General features: G+C 28.6%; 16 protein-coding genes and 1 pseudogene. 6 read left to right on the forward strand and 11 right to left on the reverse strand.

Features of this window, described 5'->3' with window-relative positions; genetic code table 11:
• Positions 1-11: 11 nt before the first annotated feature.
• Together DAD81_RS13345 and DAD81_RS21275 are read right to left on the reverse strand one after the other, a co-directional pair.
• Positions 12-2,249, reverse strand: a complete 2,238-nt coding sequence (locus tag DAD81_RS13345; RefSeq protein WP_111708786.1) for a TonB-dependent receptor — start codon at positions 2,247-2,249, stop codon at positions 12-14.
• A 77-nt stretch (positions 2,250-2,326) separates the two neighbouring features.
• Positions 2,327-2,573 (reverse strand): annotated as a pseudogene (locus tag DAD81_RS21275) (HYC_CC_PP family protein).
• 253 nt (positions 2,574-2,826) lie between these two features.
• Between DAD81_RS21275 and DAD81_RS13355 the strand changes: the two are divergent.
• Positions 2,827-3,306 carry an Lrp/AsnC family transcriptional regulator gene (locus tag DAD81_RS13355; RefSeq protein ID WP_111708787.1) on the forward strand — a complete coding sequence of 160 codons (480 nt, stop codon included), beginning with the start codon at positions 2,827-2,829 and terminating at the stop codon, positions 3,304-3,306.
• Positions 3,307-3,381: 75 nt separating this feature from the next.
• Here the strand turns inward: DAD81_RS13355 and DAD81_RS13360 are convergent, their stop codons facing one another.
• The 3 genes from DAD81_RS13360 to DAD81_RS13370 all read right to left on the reverse strand — a co-directional run bounded on the left by DAD81_RS13360 (position 3,382) and on the right by DAD81_RS13370 (position 7,522).
• Entirely contained in the window at positions 3,382-3,897 is a 516-nt protein-coding gene (locus DAD81_RS13360; protein ID WP_111708788.1) for a hypothetical protein, read from the reverse strand.
• 11 nt (positions 3,898-3,908) lie between these two features.
• Positions 3,909-6,578: a TonB-dependent receptor gene (locus tag DAD81_RS13365; RefSeq protein ID WP_245949282.1), complete on the reverse strand. Its 2,670-nt coding sequence runs from the start codon at positions 6,576-6,578 to the stop codon at positions 3,909-3,911.
• A 65-nt stretch (positions 6,579-6,643) separates the two neighbouring features.
• Positions 6,644-7,522, reverse strand: coding sequence for a GLPGLI family protein (locus DAD81_RS13370; RefSeq protein ID WP_111708789.1), 879 nt, complete (start codon positions 7,520-7,522; stop codon positions 6,644-6,646).
• A 123-nt stretch (positions 7,523-7,645) separates the two neighbouring features.
• On the opposite strand from DAD81_RS13370, the gene DAD81_RS13375 reads away from it, so the two are divergent.
• The 3 genes from DAD81_RS13375 to DAD81_RS13385 all read left to right on the forward strand — a co-directional run bounded on the left by DAD81_RS13375 (position 7,646) and on the right by DAD81_RS13385 (position 10,499).
• Positions 7,646-9,133: a sensor histidine kinase gene (locus tag DAD81_RS13375; protein WP_111708790.1), complete on the forward strand. Its 1,488-nt coding sequence runs from the start codon at positions 7,646-7,648 to the stop codon at positions 9,131-9,133.
• Positions 9,126-9,809, forward strand: a complete 684-nt coding sequence (locus DAD81_RS13380) for a response regulator transcription factor (RefSeq protein ID WP_111708791.1) — start codon at positions 9,126-9,128, stop codon at positions 9,807-9,809. Before DAD81_RS13375 ends, DAD81_RS13380 begins: the two co-directional genes overlap by 8 nt.
• Before the next feature lie 75 nt (positions 9,810-9,884).
• Entirely contained in the window at positions 9,885-10,499 is a 615-nt protein-coding gene (locus DAD81_RS13385) for a deoxynucleoside kinase (protein WP_111708792.1), read from the forward strand.
• A 78-nt stretch (positions 10,500-10,577) separates the two neighbouring features.
• Here the strand turns inward: DAD81_RS13385 and pckA are convergent, their stop codons facing one another.
• Both pckA and DAD81_RS13395 read right to left on the reverse strand, forming a co-directional pair.
• A complete protein-coding gene (pckA, locus tag DAD81_RS13390) occupies positions 10,578-12,197 on the reverse strand; it encodes a phosphoenolpyruvate carboxykinase (ATP) (RefSeq protein WP_111708793.1) in 1,620 nt (539 codons plus the stop codon).
• A gap of 245 nt (positions 12,198-12,442) precedes the next feature.
• Positions 12,443-12,829, reverse strand: coding sequence for a DUF423 domain-containing protein (locus DAD81_RS13395; protein WP_111708794.1), 387 nt, complete (start codon positions 12,827-12,829; stop codon positions 12,443-12,445).
• Positions 12,830-12,906: 77 nt separating this feature from the next.
• Here DAD81_RS13395 and DAD81_RS13400 point away from each other — a divergent pair, with 77 nt between their 5' ends.
• Positions 12,907-13,140, forward strand: a complete 234-nt coding sequence (locus DAD81_RS13400; protein ID WP_111708795.1) for a putative signal transducing protein — start codon at positions 12,907-12,909, stop codon at positions 13,138-13,140.
• A 59-nt stretch (positions 13,141-13,199) separates the two neighbouring features.
• Entirely contained in the window at positions 13,200-14,570 is a 1,371-nt protein-coding gene (locus DAD81_RS13405; RefSeq protein ID WP_111708796.1) for a saccharopine dehydrogenase family protein, read from the forward strand.
• A 682-nt stretch (positions 14,571-15,252) separates the two neighbouring features.
• On the opposite strand, the gene DAD81_RS13415 is transcribed toward DAD81_RS13405, so the two are convergent.
• From DAD81_RS13415 to DAD81_RS13430, 4 genes are all read right to left on the reverse strand, one after another.
• Entirely contained in the window at positions 15,253-15,969 is a 717-nt protein-coding gene (locus DAD81_RS13415) for a tRNA1(Val) (adenine(37)-N6)-methyltransferase (RefSeq protein ID WP_179950059.1), read from the reverse strand.
• A 134-nt stretch (positions 15,970-16,103) separates the two neighbouring features.
• Positions 16,104-17,015: a patatin-like phospholipase family protein gene (locus DAD81_RS13420; protein WP_111708798.1), complete on the reverse strand. Its 912-nt coding sequence runs from the start codon at positions 17,013-17,015 to the stop codon at positions 16,104-16,106.
• 208 nt (positions 17,016-17,223) lie between these two features.
• On the reverse strand, positions 17,224-20,544 hold the full coding sequence (locus tag DAD81_RS13425) for a VCBS repeat-containing protein (protein WP_111708799.1): 3,321 nt from the start codon (positions 20,542-20,544) through the stop codon (positions 17,224-17,226).
• Between the two features lie 40 nt (positions 20,545-20,584).
• Positions 20,585-24,700, reverse strand: coding sequence for a hybrid sensor histidine kinase/response regulator transcription factor (locus DAD81_RS13430; protein ID WP_111708800.1), 4,116 nt, complete (start codon positions 24,698-24,700; stop codon positions 20,585-20,587).
• Positions 24,701-24,801: the final 101 nt, after the last annotated feature.

Raw genomic sequence — 24,801 nt, forward strand, 5'->3', positions numbered from 1 at the left:
TTTATTTATATTTAATTTAATTTATACCTAAGTCCTGTATAATACATACTTCCAAAAATTGGACCATATACTAAAGTAGTATCAAAATGTGCTCCAAACGGGTTTTCCGCACTTATTACAGGATTTTCTTGTTTAATATTTGTAATGTTCTCTCCTCCAAAATAAACTTCTAATTTAGGTGAGAATACTTTTGTTACTTGCATATTTAGAGTTGCCAAAGTTGACGAATACTTATTTAATTGATATTCTACATCACTAAACTCTGTTGAAGGAAATCGCTGTTTGCTTAGCCAATTAAAGGTTCCATCAAATTTCCAGTGGCTTCCATTTTTTTTTAATGAAGTTTCATAAGAGGCATTTGCAAATATTCTACTTCTAGGAATTAAAGGTGACAACTTTTTTCCCGATTTATATTGAGTTTTAACATCATAATATTTGTATGCTAGTTTTAAGTTAAATTTATTAAAAGGATTGTATGAAAACTCTGCCTGAAAACTATCTGAATAACTTTCTCCTTCTAAATTATAAAAACTAATTTCTTTTGAAATTTCCCAATCTACAACTACCTGATTTTTAAAATCTGTTCTATAAAAATCTATATTTAAGTCTGCTTTTCTTCCAAACAAATTGAAACCTTGCAAATATGAAACACCATAATTCCAGGCAATTTCAGGATCCAAACCATATATTTTCCCTCCTGAATTTAAAATATTAATAGTTCTTGAAGTTGCAAACATTTTTTGATTTTCCGCAAAAATATTAGCACTTCTTTTCCCTCTCCCAAATGAAGCTCTTAAAGCCGATTTCTCCCAACGTGAATATCTTATATGAAACCTTGGCGTTACAAAAGTCCCTAATAAATTATTATGATCAATTCTTATTCCCGCAGACATATTAATAGCTCCTAAATCATCATAATTATATTCAAAATATCCATCTACATTATTTTCATTTCTATAATAAATATCATTTAAAACTATTTCATCATATTTATCATACGAAAATCCAACACCAGTTTTAATCTTATGCCTAGAATCAGAAATAATGGTATTATAAATAAGATTTGAATATACACTCTGTTGTATAATATTAAAATTATTTAACCCAAAATAAGAATCTTGTTTATGATTGCTATATGCCATCTGCAAACCAATACTCTGATAAGGAATATTTGGATTTACATAACCTAATTTAAAAGACACTTCCAATCTTTCTGTATTAATTTCACTTCCCCAAAAATTAGTAGTTAATTTATCTTTTTCAGGACTAAAGCTAACCTGCCCAGATTGTTTTTCATCTTTTAAATATCTTAAATTTAAAAAACTCACAAAACCAGTTTCTGTATTAGTATATTGCCAACGGTTCATTACATTTATTTGCTTAGCCAATGGAATATCTAAAAATGAATCGTTATTATTATCTATTTTTTTATCTCTAAGATTTCCATGTAAATATAAACCTGAACTCCATTTTTCACTTAGTTTTTTATTTAAATGCGTATTCAACTCCAACCTGCCGTTAGCAGAAGCATAAGCATTTACAAATAATCTATCATCTGAAATTGGTTTTTTAAGTTCTGCATTAATTTGCCCCGCAATACTTTCAAAACCGTTTACAACACTTCCAGTTCCTTTTGTAATTTGAATACTTTCAACCCAAGTTCCAGGAATAAAACTCATACCGTATGCTTGTGAAGCACCACGAATTGAAGGTATATTTTCAGTAGTAATTAAAATATTTGGGCTGGTTAATCCTAACATTTTTATTTGGCGAGTTCCCGAAACTGCATCAGAAAAATTAACATCTATAGATGGGTTAGTTTCAAAACTTTCTGCCAAATTACAGCAAGCAGCTTTTAATAATTCATCACTACTAACGTTAATTACATTTAGCGATTTTAAATACGAAACTGATGAAGATTTTTTTTGTTGTGTTAATACAACTTCATCTAACATACTTTTTGGTTTTAACCAATGTTTAATTTTGGCTGAATTATTCACCAAAATTGTATCTGTTTTAAAGCCAATATAACTCACAACTAGCTTAGTGTACTCTTTTTTATATGGTAAATTAAATGCCCCTTTAAGATCTGTTACAGCACCAATAGATTGGTTTAACCAGTAAACATTTGCTCCTGGCAATACTGCTTTTTTATTGTCCGGATCCTCTTCATAAATAGTTCCTTTTAACCGCTCTTGCGAAAAAATAAATAAGGGAACTATAAACAATAGATATAGTATTTTTTTCATTCTTTTAATTTTAAATCATAATAATTCTATTTCAAGGAGAATTATATAGTCCTTGATTAACTACAATTAATTTAAAATCAAATTATATAAACTTGGTGTAATACGTGTATGTCTGCCACAACAATTGGTGGTATATACTCTTCAAAAGGTAAGGATTTATTTTGAAAACCTTCAAATAGATTCGCATAAGATTTAATAAATGAAGCTATAAATATCAACTAGAAAATCTCCACAATAATGCATATCAATTGTAAATGACATTGTAGATAAAAAAACTACGAATGCCATTATTATAGCTGATATTTTAAGTGTGAATTGCTTCATTTTAAATGCAAAATTACAAAATATTCTTATGAATATCTTATTAAAATTTAATTTACACCTTAAAACAAGAACTATTTTGTTAATAAAAACCAGCTCACTATGTTCTGAATAAAATTAATCACTTTTAAAATTAACCCCTCTTTTAATCCTTTTTTATATTATTTTTAAGAAGTTTATTCTATACATTTACCAAATATTATATTCTAATTCTATTTAATAAAATTCATTTTTTAACAACCGAAAATAAATTTAAATGAAAAAAAACCTAGACAAGACTGATCTTAAAATACTAGATATTTTACAAAACGACTGTAGGATAACAACTAAAAAAATAGCTGAAAACTTAAATTTATCTACAACCGCAGTATTTGAGCGAATTAAGAAACTGGAAAATCAAGGATATATAGATAAGTACGTTGCTTTATTAAATGAACGCACCATAGGTTTAAAACAAACTATTTTTATTGGTGTAAAATTAAAAGGTCATACCAGAAGTTATTTACAGAAATTTTTAGCTCAAGTAGATGAATTCCCCGAAGTGTTGGAATGCTATCAGGTATCCGGGAATTTTGATTTTTTACTAAAAATTGTTCTGGCAGATATTGATGCTTATGAAACCTTTGTACAAACTAAATTATCGCTTATTTCTGAACTTGGAAATGTGCATAGCTATATTGCAATAAAAAAAGGAAAAAACACAACAACATTAGATTTAACTTCAATTGGTAATTAAAATTATTAATCACATTTAAACAAAAAAACAACTTTAAATAAAGTTGTTTTTTTGTTTAATTTTTTTACTAACTAATTATAAAAATAGCATAACTATAGTTAAAATAATCCCTCCTAAAGTATAGTACAATCCTTTTTTAAAAACCTTAGTTTTGGGTAGAAACATCCAAAATGCAGAAATAGAAAAGAAAAACAACGAGACTCCAAAAAATACATTTAGATAAAATAAAGGTTGTTTTGTAGTTGCTTTATGTAAATGAACAAACTTCTCTAAAATATAAGGAAATTCTTTAGAAGTATAATTTACTAAACCTGTTTCCTTATTATATGTTCCATTATTAAAATAAACCAAATCCCCTTCAGTTTTTGTGATTTTAAAATCACGTATTCTTAAGGCCCTACCAATCTTATTAATTTCAGTATTTGGCTGCAATTTTTTTTCTACCTTTTTTTCTACTTTTAAAAATTCTGTTTCTCTAAAAATTAAAATAACACCACTTATGGCATATACTGTCATAATTCCCGCTAAGAAAAACCCTAAATAACGGTGTACAACTCTCATATAGAAACCTGTAGACTTACTTTTACTCATTTTATTTAAATTTATAAATTATATTTTACTGACAGCATTACAATTCTAGGCTGTATATAGTATAAAGAGGTAGCATTACTATCAACAATTTGATTGTAACTATCTCTATTTATTGTTTTATTATTAGTTAAATTATTTGCCGAAAGCTTAAACTCCCACTTACTATCTTTTTGCTGATAGTATAAATTAGCATTTAAAAATGAATAGGTATTTTTAACAGTATCTTCATCATTTCTATAGTTATAATAACTGTAGTCTGCTGTTAATATAAAGTTCTTTAAAAAACCTATTTCAATATTCCCAAAAGGTCTATCTGTTGTACTTCCAGTGTTTGAATACTCATTAAATGACTTTTCAAATCCTATTTCAAAATTTGGAGCATCTTTAAACTTAGTAGCTACGCTTGCCTGATAATTATGATTAAATGTTTTTGATTCTATTTGTTCATTATTTACAATATTATTAAATATTGAATTGGTAGCACTAGCTCTAAAATTAGTCTTTAACTTATTATACGTTTTCCCATATCTAAAATTAGCTGAGAAAGTTTCATCAGCAAAAATAGAATTAACAGGAAATGAAATTCTATCAACACCAATTAGCTCGCTATTGTTTTTTATCCCATCAACATTTTTTGTATAATTAATTGAAGCTTGAATGTTTGTAAATGAAAACATACTAAAACTAAAATAGCTTAATGAATATTTATGACGAAGTGAATTTTCAATATCTCTATTTCCTCTTTTTAACGATCTATAATTATCAAGAACATAACCTTCGGAAACATTATTTATATCTGAAAATTGAGATGTTATTGAATAGTTAAACCTCAAACTTTCTGAAGATTTAAACTGTAATCTAGCATAAACATCTGGTAATAACATTGTTAAATCATCTTTATTTACAGACCCCAATTGTGTATCTTTTATTGAATATTGATGTAAACTTACACCTGGTTGAAAAGTAAGTATACCCGAAACCATTTTGTAATTTGCACCGATAAAGATATCAGAAAAATTATACTTTACATCATTATTTAAAGATGAATCTGTAAAATTTAATGAGGTACCATCATCTAACTTTTGTGAAATATTCGAATCAAAATTCTGTCCGCTAAAAGTTGTTCCTAATGATATATTAATATTACTTTTTGGAGTTAGCAGATAGTAATAATCAAATTTTGCATCAAACTTATTAGTGCTTGTTTTTTGTTCCTGAACAATATTAAATAACTCTTCAGAATCTGAAGAAGGTATTGCTTGAAACGGCTGTGTTGAAGCTAATGAATTATACAATGGCTGATCTTTTTCATATAAATGTTGCACCTCAGCACTAAAAATATTTTTATCATCAATAGTATAATACAAGTTAAAATTCTGATTTAACGAAACTGGTTTTTCCTCTAAATTGGTATCTAAAGATCCTCTATTTGTTGAAGTCACATCATTAAATTCAGTTTGTTCAGAAATTTTACCAAAAATATCATAATCTATATGAACGTTGGTATTTGGCCTATAAGTTGTACTAAATTTTAACAAACCTAATTTGCTTTTTTGAACCGCTGAATTTTCACTTCCCTCAATTAAACCAGATTTATTATATATAGTATTTGATTGCGTAAAAATATCAGTCTCAGATTGATTTATAATTGCAAATCCATTAAAATCAACAGTCTTCTTTGGTACTAAACTAAAGTTTACCGCTCCAAACTTTGAAATAATTTCTTGAGCTCTATTGTTTTGAGTTGTTAAAAAACCAAGGCCACCAGATTGTATATTAAAACTTGTACCGCTTCCTCTCATTGCCCCTCTTAACCCTCCGGTAAATCTAAAATAATCCCTCATTGTAAAAGGTGTTTCACCTATATTATTAATATCCCCTAAAATATTAACACTTTTCTCTTTACTATAATAGAATAATTTTGGTTTAACAATATATTTTTCATTTTCACCTGCTCCTGCATTTACTTCACCAAACCAAAATCTATCTTTTCCTATTTTCAATCTAATATTTAAAGCAATATTATCTTCATTATTGGTTACACCTCGCATTCCTGCAACTTCATTATAATTTTTTAACACCTCTACTTTATCAATTGCACTTGCCGGAATATTTTGAGTTGCCAGCTTAGAATCTCCATCAAAAAATTCTTTTCCTTCCACTAAAACTTTTTGAACCTTTTTACCTTCAACTTCTACCTCTCCATTATCATCAATATCAATACCAGGTAACTTTTTAAGAACATCTTCCAACTTTTTTTCTTTACCTGAAGTAAACGAATCTGTATTATAAACAATTGTATCACCTACAATTTTTACAGGCATTTCATAGGTTATTTCTACGGTACTTAACTCCTCACTAGATTCAGATAAAACAATATTTTTTACAATATCATCTGAAGTATCTTCAACAAGTATATCTATATTTTTAGTATCAAACCCCAAATAACTAGCTTTAAGAGTATAACTTTCGCCTTGCTCTAAACTTAACTTATAATTCCCTTTTGAATCTGTTATAGAGTAAGATTGTAAAAATTGAGTTCCCTTTTTAAAGGCTATAACATTTGCCATTTCCAAAGGATTTCCATCTTCATCATTAATTACGCCTTCTAATTTTACATTTTGCGCTATTAAAAGAAATGGTGTAATTAAAAATAGCATAACAACTGTATACTTATTCATTATAAAAATATTTTATTTAAATTAAAAATTATAGCTTTTGAGTATGCATTAAATTACTTATAATTTTAACCACGCATTCTCATTCCAGGACCATCATGACCTCCTTTTTCACGTTCATTTCTAAATCGCTCACGCATCTCTTTCATTTTTTCTCCAATGATTTTATCATATTCTTTCTGGCTAACAATCTTTCCTTTTTTAGGTTCTTTAATCTCAACTTTATCTTTTGGGTTCATTACAATTTTTGTACATAAAATATTTGTATTACCATATGCCACTTCCAAAATTAAACCAGGCAAACCCCAAAAATCATCAGGACCGTGACTTACAGGGATTCCCAATGTGTACCAAGCAGTTACAATAACTTGTTCCATCTCTGGTTCCTGTTCCTCTTTATCATCTTCTTTTTTATTACCTTCAGGTCCTCTTCTACCAAACCTCATTTCTGTATTTTTAACAGCCATTTCTATAACTGTTGTTGCTTTAAAACATAAATTTTGACCAATCATTTTTGTATCCTGCTCCATTTTCCAATCGTACGTTTTTAAACCGTCACTTATAAGAAAATTCTTACCACTAAATTCACTTTCTTTTTTGGATACTTTTGTTTGTATATTCTTATAATGATTTCCTGCAGCGCCACCGCCCATCATCATACGCATTCCTCCACCTCCTGGACCACCACCCATCTGCTCTAACTTTTCTTCTTCTTTATATATTGATGCTGTTTTATTAAAGGTTAAAACAAAGGTTTTTTCTAAAAACCCTTTCATACGTTCCTTTATCATTTTTATTCTATCAGCTGGTATACCGGTTCCCGAAAAATCCATATCCATTGTAGATTTTGTTTGGTAAATGGCTTTTCCTTGAAAATCTTGAGCACTTAATGATGAGATTGCAAACAACATTAAAATTGGAAGACTTTTTATAACGATATTTTTCATTTTCTGAGATGTTTTTTTTATTACAGAACAAATATAGTTTCAATTTAAGTAAACCATAGTTAATTAATGTTAACTACTGTTAACCGGTTGTGATATTAATATATGTATAACTATCTTTGAGATATGAACAACAAGCGATATCAATGGATTATTTATCTAATTGCAAGTGTAATTGTAATTACTCTTGCTGTACAGGTTTATTGGAATTATCGAGAATATCAAAATAATAAAAAGCAATTAATTAATAGAATTAGACAAAGTTTAGACAATTCTGTTGAAGATTATTTTGCCAACTTAACAAAGTCTAGTTTTATTATAACTTCAAACGACTCTATTAATTCAGAGAAAAAAAATGACACTATAAAATTTCGTACTAAATCCCGAAAACTTATGTTTCAAAAGGTTGATAGCACCTTACAAAAACTAAGAAAAAAGGATAGCACTAAGGTGATTTTTATAGGAAAATCAGATTCTAAATCCAATCAGAAAGAAGGCAAAAAATTTCCATATTTTAGAGGTCCCGATCAATTTATACAAAATCTTGATAGCATTATCTCTAAAGTTGTTGTTTCATTTTCCAAAGACACTTTAAATATTTATAAATTAAATTCTTATTTAAAAACAGAGTTTAAAAGACAAAATATAAATGTTAAATACGCCTTAAATTTAAGATACCATCACTGGTTTGAAGTTGATAAAACTGAGATTAAAACACAATCTATAAACTTAGAAAACTTTCCAGAAAAGCATTTAACAGTAACAAATAAATCTCATTATTTACCACATGGAAGTAAACTTGAAATTTATTTTACAAACACAACAAAAGATGTACTTAGAGACTCTTTAGTGAGTATTTTATTATCGTTATTATTATCCGCTAGTATTATTGCTAGTGTTATTTATTTACTTAAAACAATTAACAGTCAAAAACAATTATCTGAAGTTAAAAACGATTTAATAAGTAATATTACACACGAATTTAAAACCCCAATTGCAACTATTTCAACGGTTCTTGAAGCAATGAAAAGTTTTAATGCATTAGAAGACAAATCAAAATCAGAAAAATACGTAGAAATGGCAACTGCACAGACTTCTAAATTAAATTTAATGGTTGAAAAACTATTAGAAACTGCCTCCTTAAAACATGAAGATTTAAAACTATCAAAAGACGTTATTATTGTTAATGAATTATTAGAAAGTATTGTTAAAAAATACCGAGTTTTAAACCCTGAAAAACAATTTAATTTCAGTAATAAGAATGGAGACATTACTGTAAATGCTGATATCTTTCATTTTGAAAATGCCATTTCAAATATTATTGACAATGCCGTAAAATATGGCGGAAACAATATATATACAGAACAAAATAAAACTAACAATGGAGTAGAAATTTTAATTTGGGACAATGGAGAAGGAATTCCTAAAAACCAAAAAGATAAAGTTTTTGAGCAATTTTACAGAATCCCCAAAGGCAATACGCATAACGTAAAAGGCTTTGGAATTGGATTGTATTACACAAAAAAAATTATAAATCAACATAACGGAAAAATTTCAATAATCTACAATTCAAAAGGTGAAACCGTTTTTAAAATTGAATTACCAAATGAATAACTCAATTAAAATATTATTAGCTGAAGATGAGCCTGCTTTAGGTCAAATTGTAAAGGAAAGTCTTGAAACTAGAAATTTTGAAGTATTACTTTGCGCAAATGGTGAAGAAGCATACAAAACTTATAAGGCTGAAAAACCTGAATTATTGGTATTAGATGTAATGATGCCAATTAAAGATGGTTTTACCTTAGCTAAAGAAATTCGCATGGAGGATCCTGATATTCCAATTATTTTTTTAACAGCAAAATCTCAAACAGAAGATGTTGTTGAAGGTTTTAATTTAGGAGGTAATGATTACCTTAAAAAACCTTTTAGTATGGAAGAGTTAATTGTTAGAATGAACGCTTTATTAAATCGAAAAAAGAATTACACAACTACTAATGAGCCAATTAAATTAGGCAATTACACTTTCCATTTCAAAAAACAAACATTAACTTTAAATGGTTCTATAGAAAAACTTACGCACCGTGAGGCCAATCTTTTATTTCATTTAATACAACATAAAAATCAAGTTTTAGACAGATCTTTTATTTTGAAGAAACTATGGGGTAATGATGATTTTTTTAATGCTAGAAGCATGGATGTATTTATTTCAAAACTTAGAAAAAAGCTAAATTCAGATGAATCTGTTCAAATTATCAATGTTAGAGGTTTTGGCTATAAGTTAATTTTTTAATGCTCTGAAATTGATTTCCGAATTCAAAAAAAATTTAATTAACTTTATCCCCTTATTATACTTTAAAAATTGATTATGCATGTAGCCATTGCTGGTAATATAGGAGCGGGTAAAACCACTTTAACCAAACTTTTAGCAAAACATTATAAGTGGGAACCGCACTTTGAATCGGTTGAGGGAAACCCTTATCTAGATGATTTTTATGCTGAAATGGAGCGTTGGTCATTTAATTTACAAGTGTACTTTTTAAACAGCAGGTTTAGACAGATACTTGAAATTAGAGAAAGTGGAAAAAATATTATTCAAGATAGAACCATTTATGAAGATGCTCGAATTTTTGCACCAAACCTTCATGCTATGGGTTTAATGCCTAATAGAGACTATCAAAACTACGACTCTTTATTTGAATTGATGGAGCGTTTAGTTTCACCTCCAGACTTATTAATTTACTTAAGAGCTTCTATTTCTACTTTGGTAGGACAAATTCATAAAAGAGGAAGAGATTACGAAAATTCAATTAGTATTGATTATTTAAGCAGATTAAATGAACGATACGAGGCATGGATAACTACATATGATAAAGGAAACCTTTTAATTATTGATGTTGACAATTTAAATTTTGTTGACAACCAAGAAGATTTAGGATTTATAATTGATAAGATTGATGCTCAAATAAACGGATTATTTTAATCTTTTTTTTATTTTTTAAATATAAAAAAAGCTCGCCAATGGCGAGCTTTTTATTTAACTAAGATTAAATTTAGCTTATTATAATTGAGGTCCGGCAGCTACTAAAGCTTTTCCTTCTTCATTGTCAGTGTATTTTTCGAAGTTTTCGATAAATAATCCTGCTAATTTAGTTGCTTTTTTAGTCCAATCAGAAACATCTGTATAAGTATCTCTAGGATCTAAAATTTCAGTATGTACTCCTGGTAAAGAAGTTGGTACTTCTAAGTTGAAAATTGGAATGTTTTTAGTTTCCGCTTTTTCAATAGAACCATCTAAAATTGCATTGATAATTCCTCTTGTATCTTTAATAGAAATTCTTTTTCCTGATCCATTCCATCCAGTGTTTACTAAGTAAGCTTCAGCTCCGTTAGCTTCCATTCTTTTTACTAACTCTTGACCGTATTTAGTTGGGTGTAAAGTTAAGAAAGCAGCTCCGAAACAAGCAGAGAATGTTGGAGTTGGTTCAGTAATACCTCTTTCAGTACCTGCTAATTTAGCTGTAAATCCTGATAAGAAGTGATATTTAGTTTGTTCTGGAGTTAATTTAGAAACTGGAGGTAAAGTTCCAAATGCATCAGCAGATAAGAAAATTACTTTTTGTGCGTGACCTGCTTTAGAAGGTACTGCAATGTTTTCAATATGGTTAATTGGGTAAGAAACACGAGTGTTTTGAGTTACAGAACCATCTGTAAAATCAATTTTACCATTAGCATCAACAGTTACGTTTTCTAAAAGTGCGTTACGTTTAATTGCTCCAAAAATTTCTGGTTCAGCTTCACCATCTAAATCGATAGTTTTTGCGTAACATCCACCTTCAAAGTTAAATACACCTTCGTCATCCCATCCGTGCTCATCATCACCAATTAACTGACGACTTGCATCTGTAGATAAAGTAGTTTTACCAGTTCCTGATAAACCAAAGAAGATAGCTGTATCACCTTTTTTACCAACGTTAGCAGAACAGTGCATAGCAGCAACTCCTCTTAATGGTAAATAGTAGTTCATCATTGCGAACATACCTTTTTTCATTTCACCACCATACCAAGATCCACCAATAACTTGTACTTTTTCAGTTAAGTTAAATAATACAAAGTTTTCAGAATGTAATCCGTTTTCTTTCCAGTTTGCATTAGTTACTTTTGAACCATTCATTACTACGAAATCTGGTTCTCCAAAGTTTTCTAATTCTTCAGCAGTTGGACGTAAAAACATATTTGTTACAAAATGTGCTTGCCATGCTACTTCAACAACAAAACGTACTTTTAAACGTGTATCTTCGTTTGCACCACAAAATGCATCAACAACATATAATTTTTTATTAGATAATTCATCTGCAACTAACGCTTTAAGCTCATTCCAAACAGCTTGAGTTGTAGGCTTGTTATCATTTGGTGCAGTTTTAGAATTCCACCATAATGTATCTTTAGTTACGTCATCTTTTACAATAAATTTATCTTTAGGAGAACGTCCTGTAAATTTACCTGTCATTACATTAACAGCATCTAATTCTGTTAATTGTCCTTTTTCATAACCTTCTAATGAAGGATCCATTTCCGCGTCATATAATTCTTCATATGATGGGTTGTAAACTATTTCTTGAACATCTTTGATTCCTAAATTTTTTAGGCCTTTAACAACTGAATCTCTTAATACTTGCATATTGTTGTGATTTTATTTATGTTTATTATGTTTAATTTCTTGAACAAATTTACGCATAATTAGGAGTTGTTTTATATGACATATGTCAGTAAAAACGCACTATCTACTAAAACGTTTTCCGAAACTTAAACACTTAATAATCAAGGATTTAAGCATACTTGTTGAAAGTGAAATTTTCTCGAATACGATTTCGAAAGATCCAATTAAAACTCATAAAAATGCTTATTCATTAAAATACTTAATAATTAAACACCTTTATTTATAGTTTTTTCATTAAAAAAAGAAAAAGCTAGCAAAACCCAGCCCAAAATAAAAAGGAACCCTCCTAAAGGAGTAACAAACCAAATGTTTTTTGCTTCAATACCAAAAACAATGGCGTAAATTGATCCTGAAAAGAAAAGAATACCAAACAAAAACAGCATACTTATATTTTTTTTCTGTTTTATTGTAAAAACATTATAGCTATTTACAAATAATAAGACAAGTACATGATACATTTGATATCGAACAGCGGTATCAAAACTTTTTAATTCTTGCACATTTAAAATATCTTTTAAAGAATGCGCTCCAAAAGCACCTAAAATCACTGTAATAGCACCTAAAAATGCTACTAAAACCAAAATCTTTTTCATAATATATAATTTAAAACTACAAATATATAATAGATTTTTATTCTAAAAATTAGTATCTTTAAGTAAAATAAAAAATCATGAAAAATCAATCAGAATCTTTAGTAACAGTTTTAACAGCTAGTTTAATTCATGAAATTCATATTGCAAAAGCTCTTTTAGCAAATAACAATATAACCAGTTATATTTTTGATGAAAATATTATGACTACAATAGGAACTGCCTATGTTGATGGTTATAAATTAGAAGTTGGAGTTGATGACTACGAAAAAGCAAAACAAATTTTAGAAGATGCAAAAAACGCAGAAGCGTAGGATTTTAAATATACCTTATGAAATAATAAATATTTAATATACTCTTAAACTTAATTAAGATGCAAAATATTTTAATAATTGGTGCGGGAAAATCAACTGCATCATTAATAACCTATTTACTTAACAATGCAAAAAAACACTGTTTTAAGGTTACAATTGGGGATCTTAACTTAGAATTAGCAAAAAAAATTATAAACAACCACCCTAACGGGGTAGCAATTTCATTAGATATTTTTAATGAAATTGAATTAAATAAGGCAATCAAAAAAGCAAACGTTGTTATTTCAATGCTACCTGCACGTTTTCATATGATTGTAGCCGAAGTTTGCTTACAAAATAGCAAACATTTAGTTACAGCCTCCTACGTTTCAAAAGAAATGGAAGCTTTAAACACTAAAGTTGCTGAAAAAAACTTAATATTTTTAAATGAAATAGGCCTAGATCCCGGAATTGATCATATGAGCGCCAAACAAGTATTAGATTCAATAAAAGATAAAGGTGGTAAAATATTACTTTTTGAATCATTTACAGGAGGTTTAATAGCTCCTGAAAGCGATAACAACCTTTGGAACTACAAATTTACCTGGAACCCTAGAAATGTTGTTTTAGCTGGACAAGGTGGAGCTTCAAAATTTATTCAGGAAGGAAAATATAAATATATACCATATCATAAACTATTTAGAAGAAGTGAAATACTTCATATTGATGGTTATGGGAAATTTGAAGCTTATGCAAACCGAGATTCTTTAAAATACAGAAGTATTTATGGCTTAAATAATATTTTAACCTTATACCGAGGCACAATTAGAAGGGTTGGATTCTCAAAAGCTTGGAATGTTTTTGTTCAATTAGGAATGACTGATGATAGTTATACCATTGAAGGCTCTGAAACTATGAGTTATCGAGATTTTACTAATTCATTTTTAGCCTATAACCCAAATGATTCAGTTGAATTAAAATTAAGACATTACTTAAAAATTGACCAAGATGATATAATTTGGGAGAAACTTCTTGAATTGGATATTTTTAATGCAAATAAAAAAGTAGGTTTAATAAATGCTACTCCAGCACAAATATTAGAGAAAATTCTTAAAGATAGCTGGACATTGAAAAAAGATGATAAAGATATGATTTTGATGCAACATATTTTTGGGTATGAAATAAATGGAGAAAAAAAACAAATTGAAAGCAGCATGGTTTGCATTGGAGACAACCAAACTTATACTGCAATGGCTAAATCTGTAGGATTGCCTGTTGCAATTGCCGCCCTAAAAATTTTAAATGGCGAAATAAAAGCTACGGGTGTTTTAATTCCTGTTTCAAAAGAAATTTACGAACCAATTTTATTAGAACTTACTAAATATGGAATATCATTTACTAATAAAGAAGTTCCTTATTTAGGGTATAATCCTGATGTTATAAATGGTTAAAAAAAGTTCTTAGTAAAGGTTTATTAAATTTTAGTTTTAATAGTGAATAAACCAACTTTTTAAATGTAGAAGATTCCACATTTAAAACACTCATAACGAAAATGGAAATCCAATTTTAAATTTAATTAGGTAAAATTTTTATTCTAATCTTATGGGTTTTAATCTCAAAAAAAATAAGGTATATTTATGTAATGGAAAATTCATTGAAAAACAAAAAGACTGCATTATTAATTGGTAGTGTTATAGCAATTTTAATATGCCTTAGTCCATTTTTATTATATATACATAACTTAATTCCTGATCATTTAGAAAATTTTGAATCAATTTTTGGAACAATTAAAGGGGGCCAATTTGAGAATGCCTAAGTTATTGTTTTTATGTTTTTTAATAAATTCGTACCTCTTTTTTTATTATCTCTTTTATACATAACTAATAAAAACTGGTGGAGTAATGTTATTTTAGTACCAATTGCCACTTATGTATTTCAATTAATTTCTATTGTATCTAGTTCAGAATCTTCATTTGACGAAATTGAATTTATCTATATTTTTCCAATAACTATTATAATACTAACACCTATATATTTTATTAAAAAAAATTTAGAGATTTACCTAAAAGCTTTGGATTTAAAAAATGAGATGAAAGAGCTGTTCAAAAAAAAAACTAAAAACCAATAAAACAACTACATTTTTAAATAAAAATCTTGAACTAATTTTATATAATCTTCTGTATACACATGACGGTCTATTTCAATAACTAATTCATTTAATTCAATATCTTTTTCCAAATAAGACATTTGTAATAAACTACGTTTAATTTTAGAGTTTTCACTTCCCTTAACTCTCGTGAGTTTATTTATAAATAATCCAAGTTTATTAGCTTTAGAAACAAAATCCTTTTCTTCATTAAAAGGAATAATAAAAGCACAGCTTCCATTTTTAGATAAAAGCTTTGAAACCCCAGTTAATAATTCGCTATAACTTAAACTCTCAGTATGTCTTGCCTGAGCCCTATTTTCATCCATTTCTTTATATGTAGAAGTATAAAATGGAGGATTTGAAATTATTAGATCATACTCATCATCAATCTCCTCTGCAAACTTTTGTAAAGACGCATGGTAACAAAACAGTCTATCTCCCCAATCACTTTGTTCAAAATTTTCAACAGTCTGTTCGTATGCTTCTTCATTTAATTCAATAGCATCAATAACTTCTGCTCCACTTCTTTGAGCCGCCATTAAAGCAATAACCCCCGTTCCAGCTCCAATATCTAATATGCTAAAAGGGTTTGAATTTAAACTCACCCAAGATCCTAATAATACACCATCGGTTCCAACTTTCATAGCTGTCTTATCCTGATGGATTGTAAATTGTTTAAATTGAAATGGTTTTTCTGACATTATTAATAAATATGGAATTATTGTAAAAATAAAAAAACCTATAAACAATAAGTTAATAGGTTTAAATATTATTTTATGCAAAGACGAAGAAACAAAAAATATTTCAAACTTCCCTTATTTTATTAAATGCATTACTATTCTGCTTTTGGAATATGACAATAACTTACAGGGTTTTTGGATTTCGCAAAATCATATCCATCTTTCCACCATTTAGTCATTTGTTTTGGATTGAAGACTAGAGGATTATCAGTTAATTCAGTTGGAGAATAATAAAAATTAATATTTACCTCTCTATTCAAACCAACCAACTTACCTAGAACTATATCTTTACTACTATTTTGTTGATTTATAAATTCAAAAGTTCTAAACAACAATGAAAATGCATTATTAATTGGATCATGATTGATATTAACCTTTTCTTCTTCCAAAATAATAACATCAATCTCACTCGCTCCGTTTTTAATGGCATATAAAATGGGTACAAAATTCCCAAATCCTCCATCGGCATATTGACAGTTGTTTTTAGTTAAAATACTCATAAATGGAATAAAATTACAAGAGGCCCAGGCCCAATCACAAAAATCATTATAATTCCATTGGTCTGAATGAATATACTCAACCTTATCTTTTGTTAAGTTTGAAACAGTAAAAATAACTTTTTTATGAAGTTCATTAATTTCATTGAATTCTTCTTCTGTAATACTTTTTTTAATTAGTTTTCGTAAATTCTCACTTTCGCCAAAAGTTAAACAACCTTTAATAAAGGTTCTTAATGTATTAAAATGATTAATTTTTGTAACAAAACCATTCTTAGTTTTTCGAATTTTAAAAGGAGAAATATTGAAAATATCCCTTTGAGAAACTGAGGTATAAATTTGTTTAATTTTTTCAATTTTACCCAAAGCCAAATGAGGCAGCAACAAACTACCCGTTGAAGACCCAACAAACATACCATAATCATTACAGCAATCATTTATAAGATATTCAGCAACACCGCCCGCAAAAGCACCTTTACTGCCACCTCCAGAAATAATTAATGCTTTCATTTTTTTATTTTATTTTATTAGAATAGCCAAAGCATAAACCCTGAACTCTTTTTTTTTGTGAATTTATGATTTTATTTATAAATATCTACCCACCCAAATTATAGTAATATTCCCTACATATTTAGTATCCTTTTTATTAAACAATTAATAATTAGCTACATTTAATGAAATAAACCATATTTTAAAGGACAGAACCAATCTATTACTATTATTTAATTTTCACTGAATTGTTCTTAGAAATCAGTTTCAATTTTGAATTATTAACACCAAACAAAAAACCTTGATTTCCTGATTTTCCCAACTTTATTGAAGCCGTTGATTTTACTTCACCCAATATCATAACTCCACTTTCAAATGCTGGTACTGGAATGAAATCTCCTTTAGCATCTCCTAACAACACCAAACCGATTCCTGCATCATTCCGTATGGTTTCTACTCCAGAATTATATAAATTTCCGGCAACTAATAAATCTAAATATTGATCATTATTATAATCAAATACTTCAATAGAGTTAATTGATGATAACTGGGCTGATCTTGGTAACTGATGCATTACAAACTTTTGATTTCCTTTATTTTCAATCCAACAATTAGCAAAGGTATTTGCTTTATAATGAAATGATTTCATTAACATACCCTCTCCATAAATTTCAGCCATATCTGCATTTGCAAATGCTTCGTATGTTTTAAACCGCTGTTGTATTGCGGGAACCTGTATTGATGAATATTCTCTACCTCTAACAGGAAGTCCATTATAACTTAAAACAATATCCAAGTGATCATCTTCATCAAAATCATTTAAATAAATTTCGAATGGAGAAGTTTCACTTGCCTTATAATCATAATTGAGCCCCAGATTTCCAGCAATAAAATCTTTATCCCCGTCATTATCTATATCAACTTCCTTAAGGCTATACCACCATCCTTCTGTATTTTTCAATCCAACCTCATCCGTGATTTCAACAAATTTCCCATCTTCATTTTCAAAGAAACGTATTGGCATCCATTCTCCTGTAATTATCAATTCAGGCAGATTGTCATTATTAAGATCACTCCACACTGCAGAGGTCACCAATCCTGCACTCATTAATTCAGGCGCTATTTCTTCTGTAACATCTTTATATCTTATTTCCTCATCTTTTCCTCCCTCATTACGGAGTATATAACTCTTTGCTGGTAAAGGATAGATTCCTGGTGAAATTCTACCACAAACAAATAAATCTAAATCGCCATCTCCATCATAATCACCAGGGACTACTTGTGACCCACTTGAAGAAATTAGGGGTAACGCACTATTAGATTTCACAAATCCATTTTGAGTATTTACATATAGTCTATCTTGATAATACTTATCTCCTCCTGTTAAATTGTTACCACCACTAACAACATACAAATCCAAATCATTGTCATTGTCAGCATCAAATAATAATACTCCTGTGTCTTCAAAATTTGAATCTTGTTCCCAGGGCCCTTTCATTTTAATAAATTCTCCAGATTCTAACTGAAGATACATAGCAGCAACAGCACCTTTAGCATTCCCTACAAAAAAGTCTTCATAACCATCACCATTCACATCTCCAACTGTTAACGGCGGTCCTAATTTTGAATTCATGTGAGGTAGTAATGGCTCCCGTTCAAGATCATCAAAAACATCTTCAATATGCTCAAAATCAATGCCATAGCTAGTAGTAATATCTTTAAAGACAACCGGTGTTTTTGAATTATCTTGTGGTTTTACCTTAGCATCTTTATAAAATACTTTTAATAATTGATTAGAATTTACGTTTTTTAATACCTGAACTTTTCCATCTGGCCATTGAACGTTTATATCAGATATGAGTTCAATATCTCCTAATCCAAAGTGAATTATAGGCTCAACACTAGATTGAAATCCTCTAGAAAGAGTTAATTCCTGTGTCTGTTCAATCCCATAAGATTTAATCGTAATTTTAGTTCCCAATCCCAAAGTGTTTTTTTCGGAACCAATTAATTTTATTTTCAAGTATCTATTTCCATATTTATTGGCTTCATTCTCAATAATTGATGCCGCTTCATCTATATTATTTATAATAATATCAAGGTCTCCATCATTATCAAGGTCTCCATACGCAGCTCCATTTGAAAATCCTTCATCACCCAATCCCCATTCTTTGGTCACATTTGTAAATGACAAATTAGAATTATTCCTAAAAGCATAATTCGCAACAGGTTTGCTTGGGTAATCCGATAATTTTTTTCGTTTATTATTAAATGGGTTATCAATTTCCGAATGAATTATGTCATTATTATTTATATCCCTTTTTATACCATTTGTTATGAAAATATCTTTCCAGCCGTCATTATTCATATCCATAAATAAAGTAGACCAACTCCAGTCAGTTGCATAAGTATCTGTAAACCTAGAAATTTCACTAAATATTGGAGTACCATTATCTGTTACACCATTATTTAATTGGAAACTATTAGTCATATATTGATAATGGAACCCCAATTCAACTCCTTCACTGAAGGATTTATATTTCATATTAGACAAGTTAAGAAGTGCTCTTTTGTAATCTTCAGGCACCATATCAGTTTGGAACAAGTCTATCCAACCATCATTATTAAAATCCGAAGCATCTAAACCCATTCCAAAAAATGATGTATGACCAGTAGATTCTTTAATTTTCTCACTGAATGTAGAATCTCCATTATTTATATATAAATAATCAGGAACATTAAAATCATTTGAGATATATAAATCTTTCCATCCATCGTTATTTAAGTCTGTTGCAACTACTCCAATTGCTAATCCAAAATTTTGTACACCTGCCTCCTTTGTAACATCCTGAAAAAAACCATTTCCATTATTCTTGTATAGATGACCTGATAACTCTGGATCATTTTTTTTCATTTCATTATAATAAAATTTATTACCCATACTTAATGAAACCTGCGGATAATTACCAACAAAAAGATCTATTAATTCATCATTATTATAATCAAAAAAAGTAGCTTGTATAGAAGGAGTACTATCTGCAATTCCATATTCTTCCGCTTTTTCAATAAATGTCAAATCTCCATTATTAATATATAATTGATTTTTTGTATTTCCATCCATTCCAGAAACACATACATATATATCAATCCAGCCATCATTATTCACATCTGCCATTGTTACTCCTGTATACCAACGCTCATCACCAGTTATTCCTGCTGATAATCCAATATCTTCAAATTGCATTCCTCCTTTGTTGAGATACAATTTATTTTCAACCATATTACCCGTAAAAAAAACATCTGATAAACCATCATTGTTTATATCTCCAATCGCAACTCCCCCACCCATATAAAAATAAGGGTCATTGAAATTGAAATTATCAGGTTCAATAATTTCATTGGAAAAATAGACTCCTGTTTTTTCAGTTTCTAGAGGCCTAAAATGACAATCGTTAAATTCGGCTATTTTATTTTCATTATTACAGGAAAAACAAAGTAAAACTGTAAAGATTAGAAAATTAAACTGAGTTATTTTTTTGATTTTTTTCATACGAATATTTTTTACCTGATCACTTAATAATAAATTTGTTTTATTTTAAAGAATACTGTGATGGTGGTTTCCCAAACATTTTTCTAAAACATTTTCCAAAATAATTAGGATCCTTAAAACCTACTTGATAGCATACCTCAGTGACACTAATTTGACCTTGCCCCAACAATTGCTCTGCTCTTTTAAGCCGTATCATCCTCATAAAATCATTAGGTCCTAAACCTGTTAATTTTTTTATTTTTCTAAAAAACGTAGATCTACTAATATTCATATCTGCAGCTAATTCATCTACCCAGTAGCTACTATTAGACATTTGTTTCTCCATTAATTCCATAATGCTATCCAAAAATAGTTGATCAATAGAATTAAGTTCAATTTTATCTGGTTTTATAGTATCTTGTATCTTAAATCGCTTATAAATTAACTCTCTAGTCTCTAACAGCTTATCCACTCTAATTTTTAATAAATCCATTTTAAAAGGTTTTGGTAAATAGACCTCTGCACCAGATTCAATCCCATCAATTCTATGTTCTACAGCACTCAGGGTAGTTAGCATTATTATAGGAATATGGCATGTTCTAATATTGCTCTTTAATTTTTTAGTTAATTCAATACCATCCATAATTGGCATTAATACATCTGTAATAATTAAATCTGGTATTTCCTTTTGAGCTATTTCATATCCCATTTTACCATTTTCTGCTGCCAATATTTCATAATTCTTAGCCAAACCTTCTTTAACAATTGTTAAAATATCTTCATTATCATCTATTATTAAAACAGTATTTTTATTTTTAGAAGTGTTCTCTTCTTCTAGTTTATTTTGATCTATAAGCGGAAATTCATCTTCTGATTTTATTATTTTTTCGTCTTCTCTAGAAACACCTAGCATTTCTTCTGCTGCCAAATGGGATTTACCCAATGGAATTTCTATAATAAAGACTGATCCACTCCCTTCTTCAGAATTAACAGATATATTACCATAGTGTATCTCTACTAAGTCTTTTGCTATTGCTAATCCTACACCACTTCCTGATTTTAAATTTTGATTTTGATAAACCTCTTGAACCTGATAAAACCTATGAAAAATATTTTCTAACTGACTAGAAGGTATACCCCTTCCATTATCTTTAACTTCAATCCTAACTATTTCTTCAACTTTTGAATTTATATTGTTTCTCTTATTAAAATTAACAGACTTTTTTGAGGCCATTTTTGAAACCTTTATCACAATTTCACCTTTATTTTCTATACTTTTAAAAGCATTTGACAACAAATTATTTAATACTTTTTCTAATTTATCCCAATCAAACCAGGTAATTATTTCGTCATATTCACTTTCAAAAACTAATTTTATATGTTTTTTACTGGCCAATTCTTTAAATGAATAAGTGATTTTTTTAATGAAATTGATGATATTTCCCTCTGCGGTATTCAATTTTGTTTCACCTAATTCAATTTTTCTGAACTCCATAAGTTGATTAACCAATCGTAACAAATAATTAGCGTTTCTATAAATCATTTCAAATTTAGGTTTTAACTCTAAATTTTTTGAAACTGACGCCAATAATTCTTCAATAGGGTTAATTATTAATGTGATTGGGGTTTTAAAATCGTGTGAAATATTAGTGAAAAATTGAAGTTTTAGGTCGTTTATTTTCTCTATTTCTTTTTCTCTAATTTGAGCCTCTCTATTTTTTCTTTTTATTAATAAAAAAGATCTTATTCCCCAAGCAATAAATAAACATATTAAACTATAAAATATATACGCCCATATACTAAACCAATAAGGTGGGATTATTTTAATTTTTAAAACTGCTTGTTTATCACTCCAAAGGCCATCGTTATTTGATGCCTTTACTTTAAAAAAATACTCCCCATGAGATAAATTAGTATAATGTGCAAAATTAGATCCTGTTGTATAATTCCAATCATTATCCAGCCCTTCTAATTTATATTGAAATCTGTTTTTTTCTGGGGCTACAAAGTGCATTGCTGAAAAATCAATAGTAATAGAATTTTGAAAATGATCCAAAATAATATCATTTCTATTTTTAGAATCACATATTAATACTCTGTCCTTTTCGGATGCATAAGGGATTCCATTTATTTTTAATCCAGTTATATGAACAGAAGGAAGTATTTCATTATTCTTTAGTTCTTGTGGGTTAAAAATATTCAGTCCTCTCAGCCCTCCAAAAAACATATAACCACTATTGTTCTGATAGTATGCGCTTTTTCTAAAATTATGACTTTGTAAACCATCACTCGCATCATAGTTTTCAAATTTCTCGGTATTCTTATCAAAGCAAGAAATACCATCATCTGTACTTAGCCATAATCTCCCTAAATCATCTTCTAAAATTCCATATATCGCATTATTTGCTAATCCATCTTTTTGTCTAAAATGTTTAAAAATTGGTGTTTCCTCTATATTTTCTGAAACAATCATTTTATTAAGCCCACCACCAAAAGTACCAATCCAAAAAACACCTTCCTTATCTTGATGAATGGAAAAAACTGAATTATGACTTAAAGAATTGGCTTTTGAATTGTTTTGTTGATAATTAATAAACGTATCTGATTCACCATTTTTTCCTTTAACCCTTAAATTAAGTCCTCCATCAAGAGTTCCAATCCATAAATTTTTATTGTTATCTTCATACATTACAGAGATAGCATTGGAAGATAAACATTTATAACCTGAATTATTTTTGCGGTAATGTGTTACTTTTGATTCTTCTGGAAATTGCGAATTTTTAGTTTTCTTCCATTTTACAAGTCCATCATTAAAAGAAGCAAACCAAAGATTTTCATCATCATCTACTAACATATTATAAACTTCAGAAAGTTCGAATTTCTCATTGAAAAAAACTGATTTTTTTAGTTCTCCATTAAATCTCATCCTAGATATGTGATCTCTTTCAGCAATCCAATAATCTCCTTCATATTTTATCATTGATAAAATAGCATTAGAGGTCTTTTTACCATTTATAAAATACTGTTCAATCTTGGGGTTTTTCAATTGATTATTTTTAAAGGACAATAAATTCAATCCATTTTCTGTGCCTACAAAAAATGTATTATTATCCCCTTCAGTAATTACATTAATTGCTCCATTACTTAAAGTATTGTTGGAAGTTGGAATAGATTCAACATGATGAATATTCTTTCTATTCAAATTAAATTTATGTAAACCGCCAGAGGATGAACCTACCCATAAAACAGACGAAGAATCAACAATTAATTTTGTTACTCTATTATTATATAACGAGTATGGGTTTTGGGGATCATTTTTATACAATTTATAACTCCCAGTATTTGTGTTCAGCAGAGCCAATCCATAGTTAGATATCACAACCCAAATAAGCTCTTCATCTTGCTCCAAAAACATATTTGTATAAATCTCTTTCTCTAGCCTACTTGACCCAATTAAGTAATCTCTTTTTTTTGAATTTTTATCAATAAACCTATTTTCATTTAATTGAATACAGGACACTACATTTCCATAGGTACCTAACCAGAACCTATTTTTATCGTCAATATGTATGGATACTATCTCTTTTGTTTGAAGTGGTGCTTTTTTAAAACTATAAATACCATCCTTTTTTATAACCTTGTATAATCCATTTTCACTTCCAACCCAAAGATCATTAAACTTATCTTTAACAATAGCAGTAATATTACTACTCATTAAACCAAACTCAGCCCCTTTTATTTTATTAAAATGTAGTGTTCTTTTCTCTCTAAACACAAAGATTCCAGAAAACTCAGTACCAACCCAAATATTATTAGATTCATCAAAGTTAATTGTTGTAATATGATTATTGTTGGCTTCATTATAAATGCGTAAAAATTTCCCTGACTTTTTCTCATATTTACACAATCCATAAGTTGTCCCAATCAAAACATCCCCAAAGGGATCTAATTTTAATACTATAATGGAATTATCTATCAGAGAATTCTTATCATCAAATTTATTTGTGTGAAGTTTAAAGTTATTTCCATCATACTGGTACAAACCATTAGGAGTTCCAATCCAAATATAACCATCATTATCTTGTAAAATATCTTCTACACTATTTTGATTAAATCCTTTTTCGTCTAAAAAATGTTCAAATTTTAAATCCGGAAATTGAGCATACAATGTTTGCATACCAATTATTATGAAACTAAATTGAATAATCTTTATGATGTTTTTTATTTTTAACTTAAAATTCACAAATAAAATGGTCTTATAATTACTCAAATACTTTC

It is taken from the genome of Lutibacter citreus (assembly GCF_003260195.1).
In the GTDB taxonomy this organism is placed as follows: Bacteria; Bacteroidota; Bacteroidia; order Flavobacteriales; family Flavobacteriaceae; genus Lutibacter; species Lutibacter citreus.